The organism is Patescibacteria group bacterium (genome assembly GCA_041662665.1).
Classification (GTDB): Bacteria; Patescibacteriota; JABMPQ01; order JABMPQ01; family JAQVVF01; genus JAQVVF01.
Window position 1 is genome coordinate 550,636 of sequence record JBAZSC010000001.1, and the last position, 13,608, is coordinate 564,243.

Annotated in this window: 13 protein-coding genes; all 13 read left to right on the forward strand. The window is 27.9% G+C overall.

What is annotated here, in order from left to right:
* Positions 1-56 precede the first annotated feature (56 nt).
* The 13 genes from WC663_02850 to WC663_02910 are packed head-to-tail and all read left to right on the forward strand — an operon-like array spanning position 57 to position 13,589.
* Positions 57-1,031: a glycosyltransferase gene (locus WC663_02850; protein MFA6296264.1), complete on the forward strand. Its 975-nt coding sequence runs from the start codon at positions 57-59 to the stop codon at positions 1,029-1,031.
* Entirely contained in the window at positions 1,028-2,482 is a 1,455-nt protein-coding gene (locus tag WC663_02855) for a radical SAM protein (protein ID MFA6296265.1), read from the forward strand. The genes WC663_02850 and WC663_02855 overlap by 4 nt, the downstream gene beginning before the upstream one ends.
* 15 nt (positions 2,483-2,497) lie before the next feature.
* A complete protein-coding gene (locus tag WC663_02860) occupies positions 2,498-3,370 on the forward strand; it encodes a glycosyltransferase (protein ID MFA6296266.1) in 873 nt (290 codons plus the stop codon).
* A complete protein-coding gene (locus WC663_02865; GenBank protein ID MFA6296267.1) occupies positions 3,367-4,230 on the forward strand; it encodes an NAD-dependent epimerase/dehydratase family protein in 864 nt (287 codons plus the stop codon). Before WC663_02860 ends, WC663_02865 begins: the two co-directional genes overlap by 4 nt.
* A 5-nt stretch (positions 4,231-4,235) precedes the next feature.
* Positions 4,236-5,243 (forward strand): Gfo/Idh/MocA family oxidoreductase, encoded by a 1,008-nt coding sequence (locus WC663_02870; protein ID MFA6296268.1) that lies wholly within the window; start codon positions 4,236-4,238, stop codon positions 5,241-5,243.
* Positions 5,240-6,322 (forward strand): DUF362 domain-containing protein, encoded by a 1,083-nt coding sequence (locus WC663_02875; GenBank protein MFA6296269.1) that lies wholly within the window; start codon positions 5,240-5,242, stop codon positions 6,320-6,322. Before WC663_02870 ends, WC663_02875 begins: the two co-directional genes overlap by 4 nt.
* Positions 6,323-6,348: 26 nt before the next feature.
* Positions 6,349-7,212 carry a glycosyltransferase gene (locus tag WC663_02880; GenBank protein MFA6296270.1) on the forward strand — a complete coding sequence of 288 codons (864 nt, stop codon included), beginning with the start codon at positions 6,349-6,351 and terminating at the stop codon, positions 7,210-7,212.
* The gene (locus WC663_02885; protein ID MFA6296271.1) at positions 7,179-8,387 is read left to right on the forward strand and encodes a glycosyltransferase; all 1,209 of its coding nucleotides are present in this window, start codon (positions 7,179-7,181) and stop codon (positions 8,385-8,387) included. Before WC663_02880 ends, WC663_02885 begins: the two co-directional genes overlap by 34 nt.
* Positions 8,380-9,264, forward strand: coding sequence for a class I SAM-dependent methyltransferase (locus WC663_02890; protein ID MFA6296272.1), 885 nt, complete (start codon positions 8,380-8,382; stop codon positions 9,262-9,264). Before WC663_02885 ends, WC663_02890 begins: the two co-directional genes overlap by 8 nt.
* Positions 9,265-9,300: 36 nt before the next feature.
* Entirely contained in the window at positions 9,301-10,101 is an 801-nt protein-coding gene (locus WC663_02895; GenBank protein MFA6296273.1) for an FkbM family methyltransferase, read from the forward strand.
* Positions 10,070-10,942, forward strand: a complete 873-nt coding sequence (locus WC663_02900) for a class I SAM-dependent methyltransferase (protein ID MFA6296274.1) — start codon at positions 10,070-10,072, stop codon at positions 10,940-10,942. The genes WC663_02895 and WC663_02900 overlap by 32 nt, the downstream gene beginning before the upstream one ends.
* A gap of 12 nt (positions 10,943-10,954) precedes the next feature.
* A complete protein-coding gene (locus WC663_02905) occupies positions 10,955-12,364 on the forward strand; it encodes a radical SAM protein (protein ID MFA6296275.1) in 1,410 nt (469 codons plus the stop codon).
* A 13-nt stretch (positions 12,365-12,377) separates the two neighbouring features.
* Positions 12,378-13,589 (forward strand): sugar nucleotide-binding protein, encoded by a 1,212-nt coding sequence (locus WC663_02910; GenBank protein ID MFA6296276.1) that lies wholly within the window; start codon positions 12,378-12,380, stop codon positions 13,587-13,589.
* Positions 13,590-13,608: the final 19 nt, after the last annotated feature.

Sequence of the window (13,608 nt, forward strand, 5' to 3'; positions counted from 1 at the left end):
AGTTTTAAAGTCCATAAAGTACTTTATAACTTTTTATTTTATAACTTTATAACTGTTTGAAATACACGTTTGTCATTCCAGTCAAGGAAATTAATGATTATATAAGAGAAACCATTCCCAATATTTTAGAAATTAAGCGAGATGATTTTGAAATAATTATTTATCCAAACGAAATTAATTCAGAACATTGGCCAAAAACAAAGCAAATTTCTACAGGTCCAGGCGGACCAGCAATGAAAAGAAATCTAGCAATCAGAGATGCAAAAGGTGAAATATTGATTTTCGTTGACGATGATGCTTTTCCTAAAAATAATTTGTTGGAAATCCTTGATCAAGATTTTAACGATAAAAATATTATTGCTGTTGGCGGTCCAGCTTTAACACCTAAAGAAGACAATTTTTGGCAAAAGGTTTCGGGTGCAGTTTTTTTAAGTAATTTTTCTGGCGGTTTTCCAGAACGTTATGTTCAAGTTGGCCAAAAAAGATTTATCAATGATTGGCCAAGTGTCAATTTATCAATCAGAAAAAACAATTTTCAAAAAGTCAAAGGTTTCAATTCGGAATATTGGCCAGGTGAAGATACTAAGTTATGTATTGACCTATTAAAAGAAAATAAAGGCAAAATAATTTACGATCCAGAATTAATTGTTTATCATCATCGCCGTCAAGGTTTGTTAGAGCACTTAAAACAAGTTGGCAATTATGGAATTCATCGCGGTTTTTTCGCCAAGAAATATCCAGAGACTTCTTTAAAATTAAAGTACTTTGTTCCAAGCTTCTTTTTATTATTTATTATTTTGGGAGCTATATCTAGTATCTTTTCAAGCATAATCCTTCGTCTCTACATTTTAGGCTGGATAATTTATGCGCTTTCTTATATCAAGATTTTCTTCGACATTCACAAATACGAAAAGAATATCCTAATAATTTTTAATACTTTTTACTACATTTTTTTAACACACATCTGGTATGGAACAAGATTTTTACAAGGATTTATTTTTACTAAAAATTTAAAAAGCAAATACCGATGAAAATATCAATTTCGTATCCGCCAATGCAATCAAAAAAAGGCACGCCTTTATTATCACAAAATCGTCAATTCCAATGGTTTAATTCGCCAACCTATATTTTTCCAGTTATTCCAGCTTATGCTGCAACTTTATTATCAAAAAATGGTTATCAAGTTTTTTGGCATGATGGCATTGCCAAAGAGCAGACCTATCAAGAATGGCTTGCCGATATTATTAACACAAAGCCAGATATTCTAGTTATTGAATCAAAAACCCCAGTCATAAAAAAGCATTGGAAAATTATTGATGAATTAAAGGCAAAAAACAAAGAATTAAAAATTGTTCTAATGGGTGATCATGTGACAGCAATGCCAGAAGAATCATTGAAAAATTCAAAAGCTGATTATATTTTAACAGGCGGAGATTTTGATTTTCTTTTGCTCAATCTAGCAAATCATTTAAGCAAAGGCGAAAAACTTGAGGGTGGAATTTGGTTTAGAGAAAATGGAGCATTGAAAAATTCAGGTCCAATTGATTTATTAAAACATGATTTAAATTCCTTGCCAATGGTTGATAGAGAATTAGTTAATTGGCAATTATATGCCTACAAAAATGGCAATTTTAAACATACTCCAGGCACATACATGATGTCAGGACGTGATTGTTGGTGGGGAAGATGTTCATTTTGTTCTTGGACAACATTATTCCCAGGCCAGCATTTCCGTACTCGATCTGCAAAACAAGCTTTGGATGAAATAGGTCATTTGATCGATTTAGGTGTTAAAGAAATAATGGAAGATTCAGGTAGTTTACCAATAGGAGATTGGCTACTAGAATTTTGTAATGGCATGATTGAAAGAGGTTACAACAAAAAAGTTACCATGAGTTGCAATATGAGGATTAGCGGCATCAAGGATCCAAAAATTTGGCAATTAATGAAGCAAGCTGGTTTTCGTTTTGTATTATTTGGTCTAGAATCAGCAAACCAAAAAACACTAGATAAAATTAATAAAAATCTTAAAGTTGAAGAAATTGAATATGGTTTAAAAATTTGTAAAGAAGCAGGCTTAGAACCGCATATCACTGCAATGATTGGTTATCCTTGGGAAACAAAAGAAGATGCTCAAAGAACTGTTTGTCTTGCCAAAGATTTATTTAAAAAAGGTTATGTTGATACTTTGCAGGCAACTGTTTTAATTCCTTATCCAGGTACACCATTATATAAGTATTGCTTAGAAAATAATTTATTGAATTTTACAGATTATGATCGTTTTGATCAACGAGAACAAGTAATGAAGAGTGTTTTAACTACAGAAGATGTTAAAGAGTTGACTTCAGGATTATATAAAGCTTTTATGACGCCAAAATTTATCTTGAAAAAAATCAGCCAGACTAGAAATATGAATGATCTTAAATTTTTGTGGAAAGCAGGAACAAAAGTTTTAGGACATCTAATGGATTTTAAAAGCTAATTTTACTGACTATCCATGACAATCCCTTTAATATCAGTAATTATAACGACAAAAAATGAAGAAGATAATATTAGATATTGCCTAAAATCAATAAAACAGCAAACATATCCGAAAGAATTTATTGAAATGATTGTTATAGATAATAATTCTACGGATAAGACAAAAGAAATTGCCAAGCAATATACAAAGCTAGTTTTCAATTTTGGTCCAGAAAGATCGGCTCAAAGAAATTATGGAATTAATAAATGTCATGGAGAATATTTTTTACAACTCGATGCTGATCAATCACTAGACAAAAACGTAATTGAAGAATGTGTAAAAAAAATTGTCAATTTCAAAGATAATGATAAGTCAAACAATTATTTCGCAGATATCGCTTTACAGGTACCAGAAAATATTGTCGGAAGTAAAAATTACTTTAATAGAATAAGAAATTATGAAAAAGTATTTTATACAAATTCAGTAATCGATTGTGTAAGATTTATTCCGACAAAAATAATAAAAGATATTGGAGGATATGATTGTTCTCTTAACGGACCAGAAGATTGGGATTTGGATCAGCGCATTAGGGAAAAATGTTACATTGATATTATTGATAGCCATATGGATCATAATGAAGGGAATGTAACTTTTTTAAAATTCTTGGAAAAAAAATGGTACTATTCAAAATCCTTCGGAAAATATATAAGTAAATGGGGAAAAAATAATAGATATGTTAAACTAAGGCTTGGTTTTTTTTACAGATACATAGGAGTTTTTGTAGAGAATAAAAAATACAAAAATGTCTTAATTCACCCAATGTTATTCGCAAGCCTGATTGGCACTAAATTAATACTAGGCGGAGTATTTCTTGGCCGAACATTCGCTGATAAATTCAAAACAAGATGAACAAAATTTTTTTGACAGGCTCAACAGGTTTTATAGGCAAAAAATTATTAGATAAAATTTCTAAAAACAAAGATAACTATATTATTTGTTTAATCAGAAATGAGAATAAAGCAAAGAAAAAGCTATCAAATATCAAATATATAGAAGGCGATTTAAATCCTAGCAAATACTTCAGTCTTTTATCAAATTGTAATTATATAATTCACTTAGCAGCTGAACTAGATTCCAAAAATGAAGACATTTTCAGAGTTAACGTTGATTTTACCGAAGCTTTAATAAGTGCTTGTAATAAAAATATTAAAAAGTTTATTTTTTTTAGTTCTATTACTGCGAAACGGAATGATACGGTTGCATACTCTGAATCAAAGAAAAGAGCCGAAGAAAAAATAAAAAAATATAATAAGCCTTATCTAATTATTCGTCCTGCCTGGGTCTTGGGAAAAGATTCGCGAAGTACAAAAAAATTTATCAGCTATCTCAAAAAATTTCCAATTCTACCAATAATAGGAAACGGAAAAACTTTACTGCAACCTATATATATTGACGATTTAATAGAAATTACAAACACTCTCAGCTTCAATAATTTTGAAACCAACAAAAGTATAGAAATTGCTGGAAAATATCCAGTTGCTTATGAAGAATTTATTAATTATTTTCTTAAGAGAATGGCAATAAATAAAAGTAAAATTCATTTACCAATATCTATTTGCAAACAAATCGCAAAACATTCGAATCTTCTTTCTCTGGATGCAGTCAGCGATTTTGCAAATAATACCATCGCTGATATCTCTTATCTTAAAAAAGCATATAATTTTACTCCTTTAGACTATAAAGAAATTATCAATAAAATAGTAGAATAATCTTAATGAAAAAATTAAATATTTCAATAATCGGAACAGGTGCAATTGCAGAAAGTGCTCACTTGCCAAGTCTATTAAGTATTCCCCAAACGAATATCGTTAGTATTTGCGATTTAAAAAAAGATAAATTAGAAAAAATCGGACATCAGTTTAATATTAGCAAAAAAGAAACTGATTACCACAGAGTACTCAACGATCCATCAGTTGAAGCTGTAATTGTTTCCACAAATGCACCAATGCATGAAAAAATCGTTTTAGATAGCCTAAAATCAGGAAAACATGTTTTTGTCGAGAAGCCGATTACAACTTCAATTGAAGCAGCAGAAAAAATTTTAAAACTACAGAATGAGACAAATCTTTCCATTATGGTTGGCTATCAACTTCGTTTTATGCCGAACCATATTAAAGTGCGTGAATATCTAAAACAAGATATAGTGGGAAAAATTTATCTTGGACACATTAGATCTGAAACATTAGTAATAAAACCAGAAGAAACATTATTAATAGATTATGGAACGCATTTTTTTGATTTAATAAGATGGTATTTTGAAGGAAAGAAAATAGAATCAGTATCTGGCACAGTTATTTACGATAATGAAATTCAAGTAGGTGCAACTACCACTATTGTATTTGAAGATAATATACAGACAATAGTTGAAATCTATTGGGTGCCAAAATGGAATTGGAGTAATGTTAATCGGACAGCTGAATTTATAGGTGAAAAGGGAAAAATATCTACACAAATGAGCATACCTGCTATAAAACTGTGGAGATGTGATTCATTCAGAGATAAAATATTAGGTGAAAAAAACTTTACTCCTAAAGAGGTTTCTAATGTGTACATGTCAGCAGGAGATATCGCTTATAGAAAACAACTTGAAGTATTTGTTGATTGCATCTTGAATAATAAACCTGTACCGACGAATGCTTATGACGGTCTTATTGCTCTGAAAATTGCTCAGGCCTCTTTGCAATCACATCAAGAAAAAAAAGTAATAACAAATATTGAATGAAAAATCAGGTTTCAATAATTGACGGTAAAATAGATTTTGGAAGAATTATTCCAAAATATTTTGATTCAACTAAAATCAAAGATTCAACAATATTAATCAAAATTGATACGTACTCTGGATTAAAATCACAACAATCAGGAACTACAACAAATATCAAATTAGTTGAAAGTTTGATTCAATCACTTAATGTCTTTAGCCCCAAAAAAATATTAATTGCGGATTCCGAAAATAAAGATGATCTGAACTTAATTTTTGATACAATCGGTTATTCAGAATTAACTTTAAAATATCAAAATGTTGAATTGCTAAATCTAAGTCATGGCAGAACAGTTAGTTATATCGGAGAAAAAGATTATAAAATTCGTAATCAAGAATTTTCTGAAAAACTAAATTTTATTGATTTTTTCATAATTTTCTCAAATCTAAAAAGTCATGTTGCAGAAAAAATTTCTGGATGTTGGCTTAGCCAATTAAATTATCTAGCAAATAATGAACAAAAAATTGTTTTACAGCCTTTCTCATTTTATATCGCTTATGATTTGTACAGATTTTTTAAGCCAAGTCTTTGTATTCTAGATGCTACGACTATTCTAGGTACTATGGGTCCTGTTGAAGGTCAGCCAAGAAAAATGAACAAGATCATAATTGGCAATAATCCTTGTCTTACTGACATTTGCGCTGCTAGATTATTAAAATTAGACTATAAAACTATTCCAACACTAAAATATGCAGTTAAAAAGCTAAAACTCAAGAAAATAGTTGAAAAGATCACTGGTCAAATTCAGCCAATAAATATTGATTTTCAGAAACTCTCAAGTTTACATTTTTTCATTTTTAAATTTTCTTATTTTATTAATCGTTTATCAATTTATCTAAATAATTTCGCTTATCTAATTTTTTTAGGAGGAATGGCGCTAATTTCTATTGGTGGAAAAGATCTTGTCACGGGCAGATGGATGTCAATAAATAATTATTTTAAAATCGCAAAAGAAGTAATTACAAAAATTAATAAAGCTGATAACCTATTGAATTTAAAAATAACAATTAATAATCACGTTAAAGAACAAAGTATTTCATAGCTATTTTATTTACTGAAAAAGTTAAAATGTCTGAATTAAATATTCCATTGGTTTCAATAATTATTGCAACCAAGAATGAGGAAAAAAATATTAAAAATTGCTTAAGATCTATCAAAAAACAAACTCTATCAAAAAATAAAATAGAGATTATTGTTGTTGACAATAATTCAATTGATAAAACGAAAAAAATAGCCAAACAATTTACCAATATTGTTCTAAATTATGGTCCTGAAAGATCAGCACAAAGAAATTTTGGCGTTTTACATGCTAAGGCAAACTGGATTCTATATCTCGATGCTGATATGATTTTATCAAATCACGTTTTAGACGAATGCTTAACAATGGTTCGAAGAAATAAAAAGCTCATTGGATTATATATTCCTGAAATTATTATAGGTAAAAGTTTTTTAAGTAAAATAAGGCAATTTGAAAGAAGTTTTTATAATGCAACTGCCATAGATGCTGTTCGTTTTATAAAAAAAGATATTTTTCTAAGCGTAAAAGGTTTTGACGAATCGTTAAATAGTGCTGAAGACTGGGATCTTGATAAGAGGTTGAAAGAACATGGAACTGTCGGAATAATTGACAATCCTCTTTTTCACAACGAAAAAGAGCTATCTTTAAGTAGATATTTATCAAAAAAGGTTTATTACACTAAAAGTTTTGAAAAATACATATCTAAATGGGGCTCTAGTGACAAAGATATCAGAAAACAACTCGGTTTTTATTATCGGTTTTTAGGCGTTCATTTTGAAAATAGTAAATGGAAAAAAGTTATTTCACATCCAATCCTTAGTTTAGGCGTATATTATTTACATTTTAGAAAAGGATTGATTTATCTATCTCAAAAAAATCAATGGAAAAAGAATCCTTCAAAAATAAAGAATTAATTTTTTGTTCTTTTGCGCCTGTTGGGTTAGATGATTACGAGTCTTATTTTAAAGAAAATTTCTCTGATTTTATCTATCTAAAATGGAAATTTCCACATGGAGACAAAAATACTAGTTCTTTCTTAAGACATTATAGGGAACAAGAAAAAATTATAGACAAAAAAATATTATCTCCAATAGTCTTTAGGAATAGGTTATTATATTTTATTTTTCTGCCTTTTAATTACATGCTATATTTCTGTCAAGCTTTATTTTATCTTTCTAGAAAAAAAGAAAGAAAGAAAAGGATATTCTTTGGCATAAATTATATATGTACATTTTACGGGATATTCTTGAAAAAAATTGGTTACATTGATTTTATTATTTATAGAGTGATGGACTTTTTCCCATTGCCAAAAAAAGGTATCTATCGTTTTTTGACCAGAATATTTTATATAATGGATGCATTTTGTTTAAAAAATGCAGATTCTATTTGGTTTACAACTAATCGACACATAATCGGGCGTCAAAAATATGGCTATTTTAAAGATTATGCTAAAAAGTCACAACTTATTCCACTTGGCATTAATATTGATAATTGCCAATTAAAATTAATTAAAAAAAATTCAACCCCCACATTAGTTTATTGCGGCATAATAAGCAAATACCAACTTCTGGATTTATTATTTGAAAGCGTAAAGGAATTAAAAAATGAATTTCCAAATTTAAAACTTGAAGTAATCGGTAGCGGACCTGATGAAATCTATTTCAAAAAAATAGCTAAAGAAATGGGAATTGATAAAAATATATTTTTTCATGGTTTTATAGAAAACATGGACGAAGTAAAAAAAATAATTTCTAGAAGTCATCTTGGAATAGCATTGTACAAAGATGAAGAAAACTATATGAAATACACTGAGCCAGCCAAGGTTAAATATTACTTAAATTTTGGTGTCCCAGTTGTAATTTCAAAAGTTCCAGAAATTGCGCATGAACTTGACGAAAAGAAAATTAGCTTTTCAGTCAACAATAATAAAATAGAACTCGTTCAGGTTATTAGAAATTATTTATTAAATCAAAACCAGCAGAAAATATATCAAGAAAACATTAAAAATTTTTTGCCAACTATAGATATTAATAAATTATTATCTAAAAATTTCAAGCAAACTTTTACTAGTGAATATATTTATGATTAAACGATATTATTATTATATAAAAATTAACTTTTTAAGCATTTTAGATTATATATTTGGTGAATGGCGACGACTTGGAATAAAACCTAAAGAAATTGTTGTAGATTTAGGCTGTGGAGGCCGTCCATTGCCCAGAGCTGATATAATAGTCGATAAATTTTTAACAGGATTTACAGAAAGACCAACTGATTTCATTGATAACAAGGCTTTCATCATTCAATGTGATATTGATCATCTGCCTTTCAAAAATAAATCCATAGATTTTGTTTATAGTAGTCATGTTATTGAACATTTAAATAATCCCGCAATTTGCTTGAATGAAATGGAGAGAATTGGGAAGAGAGGATATATTACTTGTCCTTCAGCTTTACGTGAACAAATCATGGCTCTTAAAATGCATTTATGGTTTGCAGAAATAAAAGATAATAAGATTATCTTATTCAGAAAAAAACAACCGTATCCCGAATTTATTAATAATTATTTTGATAAATTTTTAGCATCTGAGCAAAGCTACATCTGGCATAGTTTTGAAAGAAGTTTTAGAAAAGAATTTTTTATCAATTATTTTTGGAAAAATAAAATTAATTACGTAATTCATGATCTGCAAAATATTCAAACCTGGAAAATAGCAGGCGAAACTGAATTTCAACCAGAGAAGAATTTCCTTTTAAGTATTAGAAAGAGCATAATTATTTTCACCTCACAAACGATTAAAAAGATCTTTAGTAAGCAAATTGATATAGAAAAAATTTTATGTTGTCCAAATTGTCATGGAAATATAAAAATTAATGATGAATTTGTTTTTTGCGAAAAATGTAATGAAAAATACCAGCATCAAGACAAAAGAATCTTTTATTTTGTTCAGAAATATGATGCATAAATTCCAAGTTCGTTTAATAATTTAAAAAGATATATTATGGAAATTAATTTTAAAAAAAATTTTAATTTGATAGTTTTTTATCATTTAAGAAATCTTTTTGAACAAATTAAAATAATTAAATTAATCAGAAATGTTCGGTATAATAAAGAAAAAATTAAAAAGCTTCAATTTTTTTCATCCTTTATGAAAGAAAAAGATTTAGTTTTTGATGTTGGAGCTAATGTCGGCATCTATTCAGAATTTTTTCTTGGATTAAAAACAAAGGTTGTGGCAATCGAACCTCAAGTTAAATGCGTAAAGTATTTGGAATATTTATTTAAAAATAATAAAAATGTGGCAATCGAAAACGTAGCTCTAGGCAAGAATGAAGAAACGGGCGAAATTTTAATAAGTAGAACAAATGACGGACATTCATCAATGTCAAATGATTTTATTTCGTCTATTAAAAAAAGCAATAGATTTTCTAATGACACATATTATTTTTTTGACAGAAAACAAGAAGTTAAAATCGCAACACTTGATTCGCTAATCAAGAAATATGGAATTCCAAAATTTATTAAAATTGATGTTGAAGGATTTGAATACAACGTTTTACAAGGATTGACTCAACCTATAAAAGCGTTATCTTTTGAGTTTTTCCCTGATTTTTTCGATCCAACCAAGAAATGTATTCAACACTTAGAAAAATTAAATAATTACCGTTTTAATTATTCATTGAGAGATTTTTATCAATTAGAATTGCCAAAGTATGTGACAGGTACTGAATTAATCAAAATTATTTCAAACTTTTCTGAAAAAAACATATATGGCGAAATATATTGCAGAATCGAGAAATAATTATTTATCTTTAACAAAAATTATGATTGAGCAAAAAACAAATAGTAAAAAAACATTATCACTTTTGCATAAATATTATATCTTAATTAGAAATATTAGATATAAAGAGTATATTGATGAAATTGAAAAAATTAAAAACGCCGAGTACGCTGATTTTTCCAGTTTTAGCGGTATTAGGAAAGAAAATTTTGCCAAATGTATCGATCAATGGAATAATTATATTTCTAAAAATAAAATAGATTATAATAATTTAGATAAATATTATTCAAATTGTAACACAATAACAAATATTGAGGATCAATACAGTAGAGTGAATCTATATAAAGTATTAAAAGAATCAATTAAAAGTTTAAACAAAAAAATAAATTATCTTGATTTTGGTTGTGGAAGCGGTTCTTTAAGCTTTAATTTCATTAAGTTTTTTCAGGAGGGCTATTTTTTAGACTTTCATAGCATGTCTCAAGAATTTTTAAAATATAGAATAAACTTGAATAAAGATTGCAGAAATAATTTACATATTTTAGAACCACAAGAAATTGATAAAATAAAAAACAACTCACTAGATATTGTATTAATATATGATGTTTTAGAACATTTACCAAATCCATCAGCAACCTTGAAAAAAATATCCTCTAAAATCAAAATCGGTGGTTTTATAGTATTTAGAGCGCCATGGGGAGACACATTTTTTGGTAAGCATCCTGACCATAATATATTTTCTAGAAAAGAAATGATCAAAAACGGAGGCATGAAATTGCTTAAAGAAAAGTACGCTAAGATTAAATCAGTTTGTATTCTTGATTATTATTATAAACAAGGCGTTTTTCAAAAAATAATATAGTTTTTAAAAAAAATGTATAAGATTTTAGTTTTGAATTTACCAGGTAATGTAATGAAAGCTGGTTCAAGATGGTATAATGTTATTCAAAATTCAGCAACATCGCTAAGATACTCTCCATATCCTTGGTTTATGGGTTATTTAACATCATTATTAAAAAAAAATAATTTTGAAGCTAAACTTATTGACGCTATTGCGATGGAATGGAATTTTGAAAGAACGCTAGCTTTTATTAAAAAATTTAAACCAAAATACATAATTTGCGAACCTACATGGGTAAGTGAAGAAAGCGATAAAGATTTTTTAAGTAAAATTGACAAAAAAATAATCAAAATTGCGGTTGGAAACTATGCTACAAATTATCCATTTAATTGCTTAAAAAAAATACCAATAGATTATGTAGTTATCGGAGAATATGAATTTTCGATACTAGATTTTGTTAAGTCAGGTAACAAAATAATACCCAAAAATTTTGTAAGTAAAAATAAGAATAGTTTTGACAGATCAGAATTAGTAGATTTGAATCTCCTGCCTTTTCCAGAACGCAATGATACTCCGATTGAGTATTACAATGAACCATCTTGTTTTGGACGCAATATCGTAATGGTATCTTCACGCGGCTGTCGTTTAAAATGTAGTTTTTGTAATGTAGAATGCATATATGGCAAACATATCTACCGGACCAGAAATGTTAATAATGTAGTAGATGAAATGGAATATTTGAAAAAAAATTTTAAATTCGATGAAATATACTTTGATGATGACAATATGGTTGCCAAAAAAGAACATATAGATGGAATTTGTAAAGAAATTATTAGGAGAAGATTAAAAATAAAATGGCTATGCATGGGTGATGGTTTAATCGATGATCAGACTCTGGAATTACTTGCGCTAGCTGGCTGTGTAACATATAAATATGGGCTTGAACATCTTGACGAACAAGTTCTTAAAGCCATCCCGAAACCATTAAAAAGAGAACGTTTATTAGAAATAATTAAAAAATGCAAAGAGCTAAGAATGAGATCATACGTCAATCTGATTTTTGGACTTCCGCAATCAACTTTTAAAAAAGACTATAAAATGTTTCAGGATGTTCTTAAAGCTAATCCAGACTTATTACAAATTTCAATTGCTACTCCATATCCAGGCACATTATTCTTTCAAAAAGCGAAAGCTAATGGTTGGCTTATCTCAGAAGATCCTAGTTATTTCGATGCTACTGGAAAAAGTGCTGTTTCATATCCAAATTATTCCGCAGAAGAGATTCAAAAAATGTTTAACTTAGGCTGGAAGATGTGGTATAAGCATGTTTTATTTAAGAAACCAAAAACACTTTTATTTTTCGTTAACAGTGAAATAAAAAGAAACGGATTATTAAGTACTCTTAATAAAATGACTTCTTATTCTAAAAAAATTATCAACTAAATTAATCAAACAATTGCAAAAAAATAAGATTCTTATTACTGGTGGAGCAGGCTATGTAGGCTCTAATCTTGAAAAATTTCTCAAAAAGAAAAATTTTATGATTTACTGTCTCGATATTCTCCCCAAAATAAAAAAAAATTATTTTCAAATTAATATTGTCAATAAAAAGCAAGTTTTAAATTTTCTTAAAAAAATTAAACCCGATATCATAATTCATACTGCAGGTTTAAGCAATCTAAAAATTTGCGAAGAAAATAAAAAATTAGCATATCAAATCAATATTCAGGGAACAAAAAATCTAATTTCAGCAATTAAGAATATTGACCAAAAAATTAAATTAGTATTTTTTTCTTCCGACTATGTATTTGATGGAATAAATGGAAATTATAAAGAGAATTCTATACAAAAACCAAGGACTGAATATGGAAAAAATAAACTTCAATCCGAAAAAGATATTAAAGATAACTTAAATAACTATATAATTTTGAGAACTGCCAACATATTCGGACATAATGGCGGCAACTTTTTTAATTTCGTTGTAAAAAACTTGTTAGAAAATAAAAAGATCGAAGTTTTTAACGACGTATTTTACACTCCGACTTACATTGATTATTTATTAGACTCAATCTATTATTTATTACAAAATGATTTTAACGGAACTATTCACATCGCAGGTGCTGAAACTATATCTCGTTATCAATTTGCTAAAAAAATAGCTTGTTCACTAAAAATAAATCCAAGGCTTATTAAACCTATTAAACAAGGAAACGGACTTATTTCAAAAAATGTTTCGCTTAATTCAAGCTATTCAAGAAAAATAATTAAAAATTATTATCCCAGTATAGATAAATCTCTTCATCATAATTTTTTGAATTTGCAGTATCCGTATTTTTATTTTGAAGATCAACGAGGTAAAATATTAGGATTGCTCCAGACAGGAAATTGGAAAGAAATTAACTACATAGAATCACAAAAAAAATGCATACGAGGTAATCATTATCATAAAAGAACAAAAGAAGCCTTTTTCATTATTGATGGTAAAATCAAAGTCATTCTTAAAGATTTAAAAAACAACAAAACTAAAATATTTTATGTCCAAAAGGGTGACATTTTTATCGTAAACAAGTATGTTCTTCATACTTTTGAAATTATTAAAAATGCATCTTGGATTAATATGCTTTCAAAGCCAATGAACGAAAATGATAAGGACATTCATCGAATATAATTTTTTCTGGTAATAATAT